General features: G+C 70.2%; 13 protein-coding genes, 1 tRNA gene and 1 pseudogene. 7 read left to right on the top strand and 8 right to left on the bottom strand.

What is annotated here, in order from left to right; genetic code table 11:
- Nucleotides 1–526, bottom strand: a 526-nt coding sequence (locus AB0J74_RS38535; RefSeq protein WP_363458156.1) for an ATP-binding cassette domain-containing protein, incomplete at its 3' end; no start/stop codon positions are given.
- A 160-nt stretch (nucleotides 527–686) separates the two neighbouring features.
- Nucleotides 687–1170 (bottom strand): annotated as a pseudogene (locus tag AB0J74_RS38530) (redoxin domain-containing protein).
- A 253-nt stretch (nucleotides 1171–1423) separates the two neighbouring features.
- Here AB0J74_RS38530 and AB0J74_RS38525 point away from each other — a divergent pair.
- From AB0J74_RS38525 to AB0J74_RS38510, 4 genes are all read left to right on the top strand, one after another.
- Nucleotides 1424–1978, top strand: coding sequence for a sigma-70 family RNA polymerase sigma factor (locus tag AB0J74_RS38525; protein WP_363458153.1), 555 nt, complete (start codon nucleotides 1424–1426; stop codon nucleotides 1976–1978).
- 145 nt (nucleotides 1979–2123) lie between these two features.
- Nucleotides 2124–2738: a hypothetical protein gene (locus AB0J74_RS38520; RefSeq protein WP_363458151.1), complete on the top strand. Its 615-nt coding sequence runs from the start codon at nucleotides 2124–2126 to the stop codon at nucleotides 2736–2738.
- On the top strand, nucleotides 2735–3040 hold the full coding sequence (locus AB0J74_RS38515) for a phage integrase N-terminal SAM-like domain-containing protein (RefSeq protein WP_363458148.1): 306 nt from the start codon (nucleotides 2735–2737) through the stop codon (nucleotides 3038–3040). The genes AB0J74_RS38520 and AB0J74_RS38515 overlap by 4 nt, the downstream gene beginning before the upstream one ends.
- 57 nt (nucleotides 3041–3097) lie before the next feature.
- Entirely contained in the window at nucleotides 3098–4540 is a 1443-nt protein-coding gene (locus tag AB0J74_RS38510) for an SAVED domain-containing protein (RefSeq protein WP_363458145.1), read from the top strand.
- Nucleotides 4541–5103: 563 nt separating this feature from the next.
- On the opposite strand, the gene AB0J74_RS38505 is transcribed toward AB0J74_RS38510, so the two are convergent.
- Nucleotides 5104–6063 carry a tyrosine-type recombinase/integrase gene (locus tag AB0J74_RS38505; RefSeq protein ID WP_363458142.1) on the bottom strand — a complete coding sequence of 320 codons (960 nt, stop codon included), beginning with the start codon at nucleotides 6061–6063 and terminating at the stop codon, nucleotides 5104–5106.
- A gap of 115 nt (nucleotides 6064–6178) precedes the next feature.
- Nucleotides 6179–6252 (bottom strand) — tRNA-Pro (locus tag AB0J74_RS38500).
- Nucleotides 6253–6369: 117 nt separating this feature from the next.
- On the opposite strand from AB0J74_RS38500, the gene AB0J74_RS38495 reads away from it, so the two are divergent.
- The gene (locus tag AB0J74_RS38495) at nucleotides 6370–7266 is read left to right on the top strand and encodes a cysteine synthase family protein (RefSeq protein WP_363458139.1); all 897 of its coding nucleotides are present in this window, start codon (nucleotides 6370–6372) and stop codon (nucleotides 7264–7266) included.
- On the opposite strand, the gene AB0J74_RS38490 is transcribed toward AB0J74_RS38495, so the two are convergent.
- Together AB0J74_RS38490 and AB0J74_RS38485 are read right to left on the bottom strand one after the other, a co-directional pair.
- Nucleotides 7244–8569, bottom strand: coding sequence for a serine hydrolase (locus AB0J74_RS38490; RefSeq protein WP_363458136.1), 1326 nt, complete (start codon nucleotides 8567–8569; stop codon nucleotides 7244–7246). The two genes, AB0J74_RS38495 and AB0J74_RS38490, sit on opposite strands and share 23 nt — an antisense overlap.
- Before the next feature lie 95 nt (nucleotides 8570–8664).
- Nucleotides 8665–9879, bottom strand: coding sequence for an acyltransferase (locus AB0J74_RS38485; RefSeq protein ID WP_363458133.1), 1215 nt, complete (start codon nucleotides 9877–9879; stop codon nucleotides 8665–8667).
- Between the two features lie 334 nt (nucleotides 9880–10213).
- On the opposite strand from AB0J74_RS38485, the gene rho reads away from it, so the two are divergent.
- Entirely contained in the window at nucleotides 10214–11422 is a 1209-nt protein-coding gene (gene rho, locus AB0J74_RS38480) for a transcription termination factor Rho (protein WP_363458130.1), read from the top strand.
- Here rho and AB0J74_RS38475 read toward each other — a convergent pair.
- On the bottom strand, nucleotides 11357–12571 hold the full coding sequence (locus tag AB0J74_RS38475; RefSeq protein ID WP_363458127.1) for an FAD-dependent oxidoreductase: 1215 nt from the start codon (nucleotides 12569–12571) through the stop codon (nucleotides 11357–11359). The genes rho and AB0J74_RS38475 overlap by 66 nt on opposite strands.
- A gap of 281 nt (nucleotides 12572–12852) precedes the next feature.
- Between AB0J74_RS38475 and AB0J74_RS38470 the strand changes: the two genes are divergently transcribed.
- Nucleotides 12853–14310: a von Willebrand factor type A domain-containing protein gene (locus tag AB0J74_RS38470; protein ID WP_363458124.1), complete on the top strand. Its 1458-nt coding sequence runs from the start codon at nucleotides 12853–12855 to the stop codon at nucleotides 14308–14310.
- Here the strand turns inward: AB0J74_RS38470 and AB0J74_RS38465 are convergent.
- The gene (locus tag AB0J74_RS38465) at nucleotides 14294–15370 is read right to left on the bottom strand and encodes a Gfo/Idh/MocA family oxidoreductase (RefSeq protein WP_363458121.1); all 1077 of its coding nucleotides are present in this window, start codon (nucleotides 15368–15370) and stop codon (nucleotides 14294–14296) included. The two genes, AB0J74_RS38470 and AB0J74_RS38465, sit on opposite strands and share 17 nt — an antisense overlap.
- Nucleotides 15371–15394: the final 24 nt, after the last annotated feature.

Here is a 15394-nt window from a genome sequence, read left to right as displayed (position 1 = left end):
AAACCTGCACAACGACCTCGGCAACCTGCTGGTGCGCGACTCGACCGGGCAATACCAGCCGAAGGGGGAGTGGTGGGTCTACAACTTCTACGCCGGGCAGACCGGCCAGATCGCGGCGGTGACACCAAGCTCCCACTATGACGGCTTCGCCACCAGGGACAGCGGCGTGGCGAAGGTGCTCGTCGGTGGCGGCAGCACGACCGGCAACGTCGCGGTGAGCCTGCAGCGACAGATTCTCCAGGACCGTCAGCTCCGGGTATGCGGAGGGCGCCTCGACGAGATGCCCCACCCGCGCCCAGACCCGACGCGTGCGCGGACCGATCGGCTCCCCGAACACCGACACGACGCCGGCGGTCGGGCGGACCATGCCCGGCAGTAGCCGGATCAAGGTCGTCTTGCCGGCACCGTTGAGCCCGAGCAGACCGTAGATGTCGCCGCGCCGGATCCGCAGCGACACGTCGTCGACGGCGACCACGTCGCCATATCGTTTGGTGACCCCCGCGAAGGCCACTACGTCGCTGCTCATGGGAAGCCACAGTGACCGGGTGCGACAAGGTCTGGTGCTCGCATGGCTGGCCTCCGAACGCGGGTGTACGCCTCGCCGACCAGACTTCCCGGCACACCTGATCGGGACCCTACCGGAGTCGATGCGTTCCCGCGTTCGGCGTCTCGCGTGCGGCCTCCAACTAGGCAGCCTGATGCTCGCGGAGGTAGCGGACCAGTCCGGCGACGTCCTCGGGTACGAGCCGTCCGATGGCGCCGCTGGAATAGACGCTGACGACGACCTTGCCCTGCGGGTCGAGCACGAAGCCCGTCGACTGGACGTATGTCGGGTCGTCGTTGACAAACGCGCCAGTTGCTTCGGCGAGGGCCGCGGCGTCCGCGCTGTGGCCCACCGGGAACTCCAGACCGTGATTGGCGATCGTCTCCTTGGTGGTGCCCTCGTCGTCGACCGAGACCGCGACCACCTTGACGCCAAGTTCGGCGAGCGTCTTGCGGGACCGCTGGAAGGCGCGGAGTTGGCCGTTGCAGTAAGGGCACCAGGCGCCACGGTAGAAGAGCACGACGCCGAAGCCGTCGGCGAGCGCCTCAGGCAGTTGGAGGGTCTCGCCCGCCCGGCAGCGACAGCGTCAGGGCAGGGAACTGCTGACCAGGGTGCAGCGGGCACAAGATGAGTCTCCTCGAGGTCTTGTCCGTGAACGAATGGGGCGAGGTTGGCGGCACGCGTTGTCCGGGTTCTTACGACGGTGAGATCAGCGTCACCAGTACCACGCCGGGTTCCGCTGGCCGTGGTTAGTGTTCGCGTGTGATGCCGGCAGACCCGTGGCTGGACGACAGCCCAGACGTTCTGGCTCGACTCGACCCGGAGTCGGTCGAGTGGGTGTGCGCGTTGCGCGGGGGCGGGACGGCGAGAGAGGCAGCCGTGCTGCGGCTGCACGAGATTCTGCTCCGTGTCGCACGCGGCGAGGTGCGGCGCCGAGGCGGGCTGCTGCGCGTCGACGGCCCCGAACTCGACGACCTGGCGCACCAGGCAGCCGCGGACGCGTTGCTGGCGATAACCGCCAAGATCGGGCAGTTCCGAGGCGAGAGCCGCTTCACCACCCGGGCTTACAAGTTTATCGTGTTCGAGGTGTCGAACAAGATCGGGCGACACTTCTGGCGCGGGCCGCAGGTGTCGCTGGAGGTCGAGGAGTGGGATCTGCTCCCCGACCGGTTCGGCCTCGATCCCGCCCGGGAATCCGAATGGCGCGCGCTGGTCGCGGCGCTACGCCGGGCGGTGGAGACGGAGCTGACCGAGCGCCAGCGTCAGGTCTTCGTCGAGATCGTGCTCAACGGCGTGCCATTGGATGCCGTGGTCGCGCGGCTCGGATCGAACCGGAAGGCGATCTACAAGACCATGTTCGACGCTCGACGGAAGTTGCGCACCGCGCTCGCTGCTCACGGGCATCTGCACCACGACACCGCGGAGCAATCATGAACGACTGGTCGGCACTGGACCGCCTCCTGCGCTCGTCGGCGGCGACACCGCGATCGCCGTCTGGCGGCTCGATGACCGCGACGACACCGGCTCCACCACGCCGCACAGTGGGCTTGCGCCGCGCTTAGCGCAGCGACTCGTCCTCGTGTACACCCAGCGCGGCGACGCGATCGTCGACTTCGACAGCGACCCGAACCTCGAGCAAACCAGCGGCAGCGAGTCGCGGACGTACCTGTCCATCAACGATCCCACCGCGTTAGCCGAACTCGCCGCACCCGTCAGCCTTGTCTTCCTGGGCTGGTCGACGCCGCCCAACCCCGCGACACCGGCCAGCATCGCCGACCACTTTGGCGCCTGCCAGCCCATTCTGACCGCCGACACCTGCGCCATTGCCGCCGTCCGAGCCGCCCTACCAGGTCAGCCCGGTCCAACATTCGCTAAGCACCTCGACCAGATCCTGCCCGCCGCTCGATCGACGAGAATGACCTGTGTGCTACACATCGTCGCGGTCATCGGCGCTTGGGATCGCGACGAGTTTCTCTACTACGCGACCCCGGCAGAAGCTGAGGCCGCTCGGCACGTCCAGACGGAAACAGCCCGCGGTCTTAGCGACCACGTCGACCTCCTGGTCTTCACCGCCGGACACCCAGGCAGCAGCGACGACGACGTCACCGACACGGCCGCGGCTGTATGGGGTCTCCGCAGAAGGGCGCCGGCCGTCCTGCGGCCACCAGACAACCGAATCGGGGACCGGCAATGACTGACCACCTCGTACGGGTCCGCGCCGGCCTGCCAGATGCCTGGGCAACCTTTTTGCTCGACTGGGACAGGTCGCTGCGGGCAGGTAACTATCCACTCACCACCCGGTATAACTACCTGCTCGCCGCCGCCCAGCTGGGCCGGTTTCTCGCCAACGATGCGCGGGCGCCCCAGCGGGGCGGGGAAGCACGCACACCGGTCGCCGTTACCCGCCGCCACGTCGAAGACTTCCAGGCGTGGATGATCGACACCCGGTCTGCCTCGACCGCGCTGAACAAGCACAAAGCCCCCGCTCGTGCTTGACAAGGTCGAGCTCATTGCCCGCAACACGCCGACATCTCCTGCGACGAGGACCCAGCCATGACGCCTCCGGCTCGTGCCGCTGCACTCCGCGGCGACGACTACCAGCACATCATTGGCTGGTACTGGGCCTGTCAGGCCCTGCTGGACCCGGACATCATCTCGATCAGCATCGAGGACGTCGATGGAGGCGCGTTCGACGACATCGTCGTCCGGCGCCACACCGACCCCAGCTGCTTCCTGCAGGTCAAAAGCTCGAACACTGCCGAGACGATCATCGATGCGAACTGGCTCACGACCGCATCGACTCCCAACGGCAAGAGCCCGCTAAAGCATTTCCACGCGACCTGGGCGGCCCACCGGTACGACGACCCGCTGCCCAGGTTCCAACTGATCTCAAACCGCGCCTTCGACCATATCGACCCGATCCTCAGGTTCCTCGACAAGCACAGCAACACGGTCGGCCAGCGCCTCCGTCCGAGCACCCCTGGCAGTAAAGCCGGCAAGCAGCGCAAGAGCTGGGCCGAGCATCTCGGTATCACCGTGACCGAGATGTCGGCCTTCCTTGACCAATTTGAACTCCACCATGAAGGCAACGAAGCGTCGTGGTTCCGCCAGGCTCGAGACGCGATGCGTGGCGCCGGCCTGCGCATCGACAACGACGCCGTGACTCTTGGCCGCGACCTCGTCCGCGAATGGGTCAAGACCGGCGCTGGGGCGCGAACCCGCGACGACATCCGCAAAGAGGTGACAGCCGCTGATCTTCTCGCACGCAAAGGGACGCTCATCTTCGCGGTTCACGCGATTGATCGCCCTGCGCACAGCTTGCAGCCGGTGCAGGTTCTCGACTTCGTGGACCTCTACGAGGGCGAGACTGACCGGGAACGCCGGCAACTCGTCAACCCCGACGACTGGCAGACGACGGTCATGCCGCAGTTGGCGGCGAAGGTGCAAGACCTCGAAGCGTTCGGCGTGCGACGGGTGCACGTCATCGGTGCCATGCGCCTGCCCATGTGGTTCGCCACCGGAGTGCGCCTTCCGGACATTCGCGGCTGGGTCGTGTCCGCTGATCAACGCACCGACGAGTGGCGCAGTGACGTAACACCCTCTTTGGTCGAAGCCCGAGAGCTACATAAGGCCGAACTTGGACAGGGCGCCGACCTCGCCGTCGCAGTCGCGCTGACACACGACATTGCTGGCGACGTCGAGGCGTATCTGCGCTCGAACGGCACGTCTGTTGGTGAACTTGTCGTCTTCGGACCTGCGCACGGACCGAGCCAGACCGCAGTGCCGGACGCCGCCTTCGCGGTCGGCTGGGCACACGCCGCACGGACCGCGATCGCGATAGCCACGCAACGAACGGCCGCTAGGCACCTGCACCTGTTCTTTGCTGCTCCAGCGGGTGCGGCGCTCATGCTCGGTCACCACTGGAACATGATGCCGCCAACGACCGTCTACGAGCACCTGGTGCCAACGTACGCCCCGGCCATGACAATTCGGTGACCTGACCGCCGGGGCAAAGCAACGAGGAATCTCGCTGGCGATCGTGGCCGGGCCGCGGGCCGTACCGCAGTCCCAGCCCTCATACGGCAGATGTAACTCGAGCAACGCCGGCCGAAACGTCGAGGATCACGGGTGCAGACCTGATCAACCCATCTAGCGCCCTCGCCCATTGCCGGTCGGGTTCGGGCCCATGATCGCGAGCTAGACGCCGTTGGGGTTTAGCGGTCGGACCGCTCGGCAGATCCGAGCCCTGACGCTCTCGATCGACAGGAAGGCTACGAACTCCGCCGAGGCGTCGTTTGGTCGATTTCGTTGGATTGGCCGAGCGTGACGAGGACGCTGCGAGGGGCGGCTAGTTGAGGCGACCGGCCGCCCGGCGGAAGGCTCCGGTGTGGGACGCTGAAAGAGCGCTTAATCGGCCTGATTCGGTTCCGCCCTGACCTGAGCAAGTCCGCGATGAACACCGTCCATGATGGATGTCGATGTTGCCTTCCGTCATTCACCGCGGGCCGACTCTGGCGCGGGACTGCGATGGCGGGAGGACTGAGGTCATCGCCCCGTCGTCAGACTCGTTCCCCGATTGCCAGGCGGGCCTGGGTCTGCTGGGCCCGCTCGGCTGCGGCGCTGGCGCCGTAGTGGCGGGGCATGTCGTCTGAGGACCACCCCAACAAGAGCATCAGGTCGCCGGTATCGCCGCCGGCGAGTTTCCACTCGTGGGCGAAGCTGTGCCGCCACCGGTGGGCGTGCACGTTCGCGACCCCGGCCGCTGCGCCGAGTTGCTTGAGGCGGATCTTGATGCCGTTCGGTTCGAGGCGGCAGGCGCCGCGTGCGGACAGCCACAGGTGCGGCAGGTCCGCCCCGCGCCGCCCGGACCGGGCCCGCAGGTAGCGGCTGATTGCCCGGCCGGTCCGAGGTCCGATCCGCACCCGGCGGTCCTTGGCGCCCTTGCCATGGAAGCGGACGGTGTCGGCGTGCAGGTCGAGATCGTCAAGGGTGAGATTGCCGACCTCGGCCAACCGTCCGCCGGTGTTGTAGAACAGGCGGATGAGCGCCTGGTCCCGCAGGTCCACGAACGACGCGGTCCCGCACACAGCCAACAGCTTGCGGGTCTCCTCCGCGGTCAGGACCGGGACCAGCTTCTCGGGTGTCTTGGGCTGGCGGACCCGGTCCATCGGCGAGCGGCGGATCGCCTCTTCGTCGACGGTGAGCCATTTGAAGAACTGCTGCAGGCTCTTGTGCTTGTTTAGCGCCGTCGACGCGGACCGGGTGTCGACCATCCACGCCTGGAAGCCCTCGACGTGACCGCGCCCGACCAGGCACGGATCGTCGGCGGCCTGCGGGGCGTCGAACTCGTCGCACTCCTGCGCGAGGTAGCGGCCGAGCTGAGCAGCGGCGAGCAGGTAGCTGTAGCGGGTGGTCTCGGGATGGTTGGCGGCGCGCAGGGTGCGGTCCCAGTCGCGCAGGTAGCCGGACCAGGTGGGGGACAGCCCGGCGGTGATCTTACGGATGTCGATGGTCGGCATGGTCAAATAACTCCGAGTCAAGGGGTCCAACAGCGGCGTGCTAGACCTGACATCGATGCCGAGCTATGAAAAGAGGGCCTCCGCAAGTCGCTGACCTGCGGAAACCCTCACACTGTCGGGACGGCGGGATTCGAACCCACGACCCCTTGACCCCCAGTCAAGTGCGCTACCAAGCTGCGCCACGTCCCGTTGCCGACAGGGTGTCACATCGCCCTCGGCAGCCGCTACAGAGTAGCGCATGGGGTGGCCCTCGTTGCGGTGTGGTCCGTAGTGTCGGGGAGGGGGCCGGTGGGACAGGAGGGGACAGTGGGAGGCCTGGACGGGATCGGGAACACACCCCTGGTCGTGCTTGACCGGCGCGACGGGCCGGGCGAGGTGTGGGTCAAGCTCGAGGCGGCCAACCCGACCGGCTCGTACAAGGACCGGATGGCGCTGGCCATGATCGAGGCGGCCGAGCGCGACGGCCGCCTGCGGCCCGGCCAGACGGTGGTCGAATACACCGGCGGGAGCACCGGCTCGTCGTTGGCCTTTGTCTGTGCCGTCAAGGGCTACCCGCTGCGGATCGTGTCGTCCGATGCCTTCGCCGCGGAGAAGATCAAGACCATGCGGGCGTTCGGGGCCGAGGTCGAGCTCATTCACAGCCCGGAGGGGATCACGCCGAAGCTGGTGCCGGCGATGGTCGCCCGGGCGGCCGAGATCGCGGCCGAGACCGGGGCGTTCTGGACCGACCAGTTCCACAATACCGACATGACCGACGGCTACCGGCGGATGGGGGAGGAGATCATCGAGCAGATCAAGACCCTTGACGCGTTCTGCGCGTACGTGGGGACGGCCGGCGCGTTCCTCGGTGCCACGCGGGCGATGCGCGAGCACCAGACGGATCTGCACCGGGTGGCCGTTGAACCCGCCGAGTCGGCGGTGCTCTCCGGGCGGGCCCCGGGCACACACCGCATCGAGGGCGGCGGGATCGGCTACTGGCCGCCGCAGCTCACGCCCAGCGACGTCGACGAGGTGATCGCGATCCCCGACGCCGAGGCGTTCGAGACGGCCCGGCAGGCGGCCAGGACGCACGGCATCTTCAGCGGCCCATCAACCGGCGCCAACCTGGCGGCCGCGAACCGGATCGCCGGCCGTGGCCAGCGGGTCGTCACCGTTCAGGTCGACAGTGGACTGAAATACCTCAGCGGAGCGCTCTACGCCTGAAGACGAACAGCAACAGCACGCCGAAGCCCAGGAAGAACGCCCCGATCGGCCAGACGTGTACGCCCGTGATCGGCAGCGACGCCGCCGGGGGAGGCGCGTCGATGTAGTCGTAGACCGCGCGGGCCAACTCGCGCACCGTCTGCGCCCCGTCGGTCTCGACCCCGGCGGTCAGGAAGGCGACCGCGATCTCCGTACCCGGAATGAGGTAGTAACCCACGTCGTGGGAGACGTCGGGCAACTCGCCCGTCTTGTGCGCGACCGGTACCCCGGACGGCAGGGCGGCGGGAATCTTGCCATTGAGGGTCTGCTCCAGCATGAAGCTCAGCATCAGGTCGCGGTTGACCTGCTTGAGCACCAGGCGGTCCCAGACCGCGCCGAGCAGCGAGATGACGTCGTCGGGGCTGGTGAAGTTCTCCGGCGGCGGCGTCGCGAGCATCTTGCGGCCGAGCACGGTCTCCCGCTGGTTCATCGAGTCGATCAGATCGTTGACCGGGGCGAACCCGCCCAGATAGTCGATCAGCACGTTCGTCGCCGTGTTGTCGCTGTACTTGATCATGTACTGGGCGAGCCGGAACAGGGTGACGACCTGCGGGAACGTTTCGTGTTGCAGTTCGCCGGTGCCGCCGACCACGTCCGTCGGGAGCACCAGGACGCCGTCGGTGTAGGCGGCCTGGCCGCAGTCGATCCGGCGCATCACCTCGACCAGCACCCACAGTTTGATCAGGCTGGCCGCTTTCGGGCGGAACCGGCCGGCCACCGACACCTGCTGGTCGCCGTAGCGGCCGGACAGGTCGCGGACCGTGACCGCCGCGGTGACCGGCGCGGCGTCGACGATCTCCTGCAGTTTCGTGGTCAACGGCCGCAGTCGCCGGCCGAGCGCGGCGTTGGCCGGTGGCTGCGGGCTGGTCACCGTCGTGCCGGTCAACGTGCGCCCGCCGACCTCGAGCGTCGCGGTCGCGCGGCCGGCCAGCGGCGTCCGATACCGGTACGCCGTTCCTTCGAAGTTGATCCGCCCGCTGGCCACCCCGCCCGCGACCCGCATGCCGGGGTTGTAGACCCGCCCGGTGTCCACCGAGCACGACCGGTAGCGCACCGTCCGCGAGTCGGCGTCGACCGAGAAGATCCCGTCGCCGGCCGGGAACCAGACGAGCCGGGCCGAGCCGCCGGCGGGCCGGCCGGGCCAACCGCCGGTGCGGCCTGGAACGGCGCCACGACCACCGGACCCGTCCGCCAGCGCCGGCGACGCCGACAGCGGCGCGAGGAACGCCGCCAGGGCGAGCACGGTCGCATACCAGCGCGCCATCGAAACCCCCGAATGACCAACCCAACGTGTCGACGAGCACACGAAGCGTAGTCAAGCGGGCGCGGTGAGTGCCGACGGCACGCCGCGAAACCGGATCAATAGACCACAAGGAGGTACGCCGTGAAGGCGGTCACGATCGCCGCCGCGAAGAGCCGGTGCCGCGGGGTGACCACCGGCGCCGGCCGCTCGAACCGTCGTACGAGCGCGACCAGCAGCCCGAGCGCGACCGCCAGCAGCGGGAACCAGCCCAGCCGCTGCGCGATCCAGGCGCTCGTCAGCGGGGGATCGGTCAGTCCGGCGAAGCTGCCCAGCCGGGCCGCGCCGGCCGACACCGTGACCAGCGCGGTCTGGTGCCAGCAGAAGATCGTCATCGCGCACAGGTTGAGCACGGCCACCGCCGTCCAGAGCGCGCTGTGCCGGTGCAGCAACCGGTCCAACCGGCCGCGGAGCAGGATCGCCGCACCGGCCTGGATGGCCGCCAGCGCCGGCACGAGCAGTGACGGCGGGTTGGAGTTGGACCGGCCGGCGCCCGGCACGGTCACCATGCTCGCCGGGTAGTGCGCGACCACCAGCAGCGTGGTGAACAGTGCCGCGCCACCCCACAGGAGCCGCCACGCGGTGGTCCGGCTGACCCCGCCGCGGGCCCACGCGACGCCGAGTTGATAGGTGAACATCCAGGCGGGTACGACCGTCAGGTAGCCGGCCCAGTCCGGCACCACGTGCAGCCCGTAGCGGGCGACGTCGAGCAGGGCGACGGCACCGGCCATCGGCAGCGCCGCCGCCCAGCCCCAGCGCCGGTCGAGCCACATCGCGACCGGGGTGAGCGCGGTCACCACCGCGTAGATGCCGATGAACCAGAACGGTTGGACCAGCAGGATCACCCAGGTACGCAGCGTGGCGGGCGCGGCACCGGCCAGCGCCGCGACCGGCAGGGCGGCCGTGACCAGGGCGACCGCCGCGACCACCGGCCAGACCAGCCGCAGGAACCGCCGCCGCGACCAGGCCCGGTCGCCGCCTCCGCCGGCCCGCCAGCGGGTCAGGCTCTGGCCGGCCGAGTAGCCGCCGACGAGGAAGAACACGCCGAGCATCTGGAGGATCCAGGTCAGCGGTGCGAGCCAGGCCGACGCCCGCAGCGGGCTGTCGACCACCAGCCCACCGGCCCCGCCGGGGCTCAGCCCGCCGACCAGCCAGTGTCCACATACGACGCCGAGGATCGCCAGTGCCCGCAAGCCATCGATGGCCCTTTCGCGCGGCGGCACGGCCGGGCGCGGAGCGTTGGCGACGGGTGAGGGGATTGCCGTCGCGGTCATGTTTTGACGCTAGGTTCGGCGTGTCGCCGCCACGATCCGGCCGCCAACCGGATCCTTGGTAGTGCCATCCCCACCCGTAAGGGGAATTCCCGGAGTGCTTGCGATGTGTAGTGGCGGCGCGCTACCGTTCAGCCAGGCCGGGGACCAACAAGCCTCAGCCGCCGCGACGCGATCGCATCGCGACGCCTTCCGGTCACCCCGCGGATGTGCGCAGCTGTCCTGCTGCCCCCCGGGAGGCCGGTCATGATCGAGGCACAGGCCCGGTCGCTGTCAACCGCCGCTGGTCCGCCCGACGAACGAGCCGACCAGAGACGACACCCACGAGGAGACGCGCGTGCGCGCAACCCCACCCAATGCTCCACAAGAGACCGCTCTCGATCCCGTCGACGGGATCGTCGACCAGCGCGGCGAGCAGTACTTCGTACGCACCCAGGGCTACGCGCCCGGGCCGCACGACGCCTACCTGCCCCCGCCGCTGGTCCGCAAGCTCGGCCTGCGGCCCGGTGACCGGATCACCGGCACCCTCCGCGCCGGTGACGACCAGCGCGACCGCAACAGCCGGGCCAGGAGCGGCGGCAACCGCAAGCCCCAGCCCAGGAGCGACCGGCCCCGCCCGGTCGAGAGCGTCGAGACCATCAACGGGCGCGACCCGGAGGCCTCCCGCAAGCGGCCCGACTTCTACGACCTGACCCCGGTGCATCCGAGCCAACGGCTGCGCCTGGAGACCGACCCCCGCGTGCTGACCACCCGGGTGATCGACCTGGTGATGCCGATCGGCAAGGGTCAGCGCGCGCTGATCGTCTCGCCGCCCAAGGCCGGCAAGACCATCGTGCTCAAGGCCATCGCCCAGTCGGTCCTGCGCAACAACCCCGAGTGCCACGTGATGGTGCTGCTCATCGACGAGCGGCCGGAAGAGGTCACCGACCTGCAGCGATCGGTGCGCGGCGAGATCATCGCCTCGCCGTTCGACCGCCCGGCCCAGGACCACACCGGCGTCGCCGAACTCGCCATCGAGCGGGCCAAGCGGCTCGTCGAACTCGGCCGCGACGTGGTGATCGTGATGGACTCGCTGACCCGGCTCGGCCGCGCCTACAACAACCTGGCGGGCGGCAACAGCCGTACCCTGTCCGGCGGTGTCGGTGCCTCTGCCCTCGCCCCGCCCAAGCGGCTGCTCGGGGCGGCCCGGGCCATCGACGGCGGCGGGTCGTTGACCATCGTCGCGAGCGCCCTGATCGACACCGGTTCGCGCGGCGACACGCTGATCTACGAGGAGTTCAAGGGCACCGGCAACGCCGAGCTCACCCTCGACCGGGCCAGCGCCGACGGGCGGATCTTCCCGGCCGTCGACATCAACGCCTCCGGCACCCGCAACGAGCACCTGCTCCTGCCGCCCGACGAGCTGGCCGCCGTGCACCTGCTGCGCCGCGCGCTGGCCGGGCGGGAGACGATGCAGGCCCTGCCGCAGCTGCTCGACCAGCTAGCCAAGACCGGCAGCAACGCCGAGTTCCTGCTCCGCACCGCCGGCCACGCCCGGGCCGCCTGAGGCCTCGCGCCCGCCGGCCACCCCCGGGCCGCCTGAGGCATGCCCCCGGGCCACGCCCGGGCCGCCTGAGGCCTCGCGCCCGCCGGCGACGCCGGAGCCGGCAGTGACCCCCGGCGCCAGCAGCGCGCGCAGCTCCCGCACCGCCGCCCGGCCGGCGCGGTTGGCGCCGACCGTGCTCGCCGACGGCCCGTAGCCGACCAGGTGGATCCGCGGGTCGGCGACCACCCGGGTCCCGTCCATCACGATGCCGCCGCCAGGCCCGCGCAGGTGCAGCGGCGCCAGGTGGTCGAGCGCGGCCCGCCACCCGGTGGCCCAGAGGACAACGTCCGCCGGGTACGACGCACCATCGGCCCAGACCACCCCGTCCGGCGAGAGACGGTCGAACATCGGCCGGCGGACCAGGACGCCGCGTTCCGCGGCCGCGGCCATCGCCGGTGTCCAGGGCAGGTCGGTCACGCTGACCACGCTGCGCGGCGGCAGCCCGGCCTTGACCCGGGCCTCGACCTTGGCGATCACGGCCCGGCCGTACTCCTGGTCGAAGGGTCCCTCCCGGAACACCGGCGGCCGGCGGGTGACCCAGGCGGTCGAGGCCGCGACGTCGGCGATCTCCAGCAGGATCTGGACCGCCGACGTGCCGCCGCCGACGACCACCACCCGTTTGCCGGCGAAGTCGGCCGGACCGCGGTAGTCGGCCGTGTGCAGCTGACGGCCCCGGAACGTCTCCTGCCCGGGGTAGCGCGGCCAGAACGGCCGGGTCCAGGTGCCGGTGGCGTTGATCAGCCCGCGGGCCCGCCACACCCCGTGCTCGGTCGAAACGACGAGTCGCCCGTCGGGACCCTCGTCGACGGCCAGCACCCGCACCGGGCGCCGCACGTCGAGGTCGAACCGCCGCTCGAACGCGGCGAAGTAGGCGGGCACCGCGTCGGCGGCGCGCTCGTCGGGCGCGGGCGGGTCGAAGTGCATCCCGGGCAGGTCGAAGATGCCGTGGACGGTGGCCATCCGCAGGGTCGGCCAGCGGTGCTGCCAGGCGCCGCCGGGGCCTGGGTTGGCGTCGAGCACGACAGAGGAAAGCCCGGAACCGCGCAGGTGGTAGGCGCTGGAAAGCCCCGCCTGCCCGGCCCCGATCACCACGACGTCGATATCCGGCACGTGACGGGTAACGCCGCACGGCGCCCGAGCCATGCCCGAAGGGGCGGATCTCACACCGACCGGCGCGACGCCGAGCCAAGACGACGGCTCCACCCGGTCGGTGGGCTGCCGAGGCACGGCCATTCGGGTCAAGGTCTCGGTACGGCCTCCGCACGGTCTCGGCGGTGACTCGCGGCGGTCACGCTTCTCACGCTTAGGCAACGGCTCGGCCACAACGGGAGCCGGCCACGCACCCCGTCTGTCCAATGGCGAAAGGGACACGAGAAACGGGGAGGACGACCATGAAGCGCACGCTCATCCGCGCCGCGGCGATGTCCGCGGCGGCTCTGCTGGTCTTGGCCGGGTGCACGGCGACCGGCGACTCGACCGCCAACGAGGCCTCGGCGCCCAACTATCACAGCGAAGGCGGCGCCGCCGAGCGCGACCCGCTCGACGATCCACAGTCGACGTTCGCGGTCGACGTCGACACCGCGTCCTACGGCTACGCCCGGCGGGTGATCGGTGAGGGCAACCTGCCCGACCCGACCATGGTCCGCCCCGAGGAGTTCGTCAACGCGTTCGACCAGGACTACCCCGAGCCGCGGGGCGACGGGTTCGCCGTCTACACCGACGGCGCCCGGCCGCCCGCCGCCCACCACGCCGACAGCGACCTGCGCATCATGCGGGTGGGCCTGCAGACGCGTTCGGAGAGCGACCGCCGGCGGCCCGACGCGACGCTGACCTTCGTCGTCGACGTGTCCGGCTCGATGGCCGAGCCCGGCCGCCTCGACCTGGTCCGTGACGCGCTGCACACCCTCGTCGACCAACTCCGCCCGAGCGACTCGGTCGCCATCGTCGCGTTCAGCACCAAGGCCAGGGTGCTGCGCGAGATGACCCGGGTGTCCGAGCGGGAAGACCTGCACGCCGCGATCGACCGGCTGCGTGTCGACGCGAGCACCAACCTCGACGCCGGGCTGACGCTCGGCTACCGGGTCGCCCGCGACGGTTTCCGGGAGGGCACCTCCAACCGGGTGATCGTGCTCTCCGACGGGCTGGCCAACACCGGCAGCACCAGCGCGGCCACGATCCTGGCCAAGGTCCGCGAGGAGGCGGCCAAGCAGATCGCGTTGCTCGGCGTCGGCGTCGGCAGCGACTACGGCGACGCGCTGATGGAGCAACTGGCCGACGGCGGCGACGGGTTCGCCGTCTACGTCAGCGAACTCGACCAGGCCCGCGACGTGTTCGTCAACCGCCTGCCGGCCACGCTCGAGGTGCGCGCCCTCGACGCCAAGGTCCAGGTGACGTTCGACTCCCGCACGGTCACGGACTACAAGCTCATCGGGTACGAGAACCGCGCCGTCGCCGACCAGGACTTCCGCGACGACGGCGTCGACGGCGGCGAGGTCGGCCCCGGGCACAGCGTGACCGCCCTTTACGCGGTGCGCCTGCGTGAGGGTGCCGACCTCGGTGCGGAGGTGGCCCGGGCCCGGGTGCGCTGGCTCGACCCGACCACCCGGTCACCCAGCGAAGCCGCCGGCGTGGTGACCGTCTCCGACCTCGACCGGGGCTTCGAAGCGGCGACTCCGCGGTTCACGGTCGACTACGTCGCCGCCTACCTGGCCGAGTCGCTTCGCGGCGGCGACGCCGCCATCAGCCGCGCCGACCTGCTCCGGATCGCCGAACGGGCCGCGGACCGCACCGAGGACCCGGCCGTGCGCGACCTGGCCGACATGGTCAGGCGGGTCAGCGAGCTGGACTAGCGTCCAGGCCGGTGAACGGCGCCGGTCGCGGGCAGGTCGACGCGACCGGCAGCCGGGCGCCGCGCTCGGCGGCGGTGTGGATGGTCTCCATGACGTCGAGCACGTGGTTGGCCAACGCGCCCGACGCGCGGTGGTCGCGGCCGGCCTCGATCGCCTCGACCATCTCGGCGACACCGAGGCCCCGCGAGTCGGCCGACCAGGGCGTGCGCAGTGCCTCCTCGCGCCACTGCGCACCCCGGCCGCCGACCAGGACCGGCCCGCCGAAGTTGTTGGGGTCGTCGACGACCAGGGTGCCGTCGCTGCCGTAGATCTCGATGCCGTGCGGGATCGTCGAGGCGGGCACGTCGAAGCTGAAGGTCGCGGTGACGCTGGCGCCGCCCTCGAACTCGAGCACCGCGGCCACGTGGGTTGGCACCTCGACCCGGATCTCCCGGCCCTGCGGCGTCCGCCGGGTGGCGTAGCCCGAGGTGGCGACCGCGCTCACCGCCGCCACCGGGCCGAGCAGGCTGATCAGCCCGGTCACGTAGTAGGGACCCATGTCGAGGAGCGGGCCGCCGCCGGGCTGGTAGTAGAAGTCGGGCGCCGGGTGCCAGTGCTCGTGGCCGGGGGAGAGCATGAACACCGCACCGGACAGCGGCGTGCCGATCGCGCCCTCGTCGAGCAGGGCGCGCGCGGTCTGCAGCCCCGCGCCGAGGAAGGTGTCCGGTGCGCTGCCGACCCGTACCCCCGCCGTGCTCGCCTCGGCCAGCAACTCCCTCGCGCTCGCGGTGGTGATCGCCAGCGGCTTCTCGCCGTAGACGTGCTTGCCCGCGCGCACGGCGGCCAGCCCGACTTCGACGTGCGCCGCCGGGATGGTGAGGTTGACCACAAGATCGACGGATGGGTCGTCGAGCAGCTCGTCAACCGTTCCGGCCGCCGGGACGCCGAACCGCGACGCTGCCTCCTTGGCCCGGCCCACGTCGAGGTCCGCGCAGCGTACGACCTCTGTCTGAGGCAGTTGGGTCAGGTTCTTGAAGTAGATCGAGCTGATCTTGCCGCATCCGATGACACCGATCCGCATGGCCGGATGCTAGCCGCCCGCATC

It is taken from the genome of Asanoa sp. NPDC049573 (assembly GCF_040676615.1).
GTDB lineage: Bacteria > Actinomycetota > Actinomycetes > Mycobacteriales > Micromonosporaceae > Asanoa.
The sequence above is the reverse complement of the archived record's forward strand: the minus strand, read 5'-3'. Positions and strand labels throughout refer to the sequence as shown.

Bases quoted from the DNA above. Each gene is read 5' to 3' on its own strand.
- AB0J74_RS38515 (WP_363458148.1), top strand. From the start codon at position 2,735: ATGACTGACCACCTCGTACGGGTCCGCGCCGGCCTGCCAGATGCCTGG.
- AB0J74_RS38510 (WP_363458145.1), top strand. From the start codon at position 3,098: ATGACGCCTCCGGCTCGTGCCGCTGCACTCCGCGGCGACGACTACCAG.
- AB0J74_RS38505 (WP_363458142.1), bottom strand. From the start codon at position 6,063: ATGCCGACCATCGACATCCGTAAGATCACCGCCGGGCTGTCCCCCACC.
- AB0J74_RS38490 (WP_363458136.1), bottom strand. From the start codon at position 8,569: ATGGCGCGCTGGTATGCGACCGTGCTCGCCCTGGCGGCGTTCCTCGCG.
- AB0J74_RS38485 (WP_363458133.1), bottom strand. From the start codon at position 9,879: ATGACCGCGACGGCAATCCCCTCACCCGTCGCCAACGCTCCGCGCCCG.
- AB0J74_RS38470 (WP_363458124.1), top strand. From the start codon at position 12,853: ATGAAGCGCACGCTCATCCGCGCCGCGGCGATGTCCGCGGCGGCTCTG.
- AB0J74_RS38465 (WP_363458121.1), bottom strand. From the start codon at position 15,370: ATGCGGATCGGTGTCATCGGATGCGGCAAGATCAGCTCGATCTACTTC.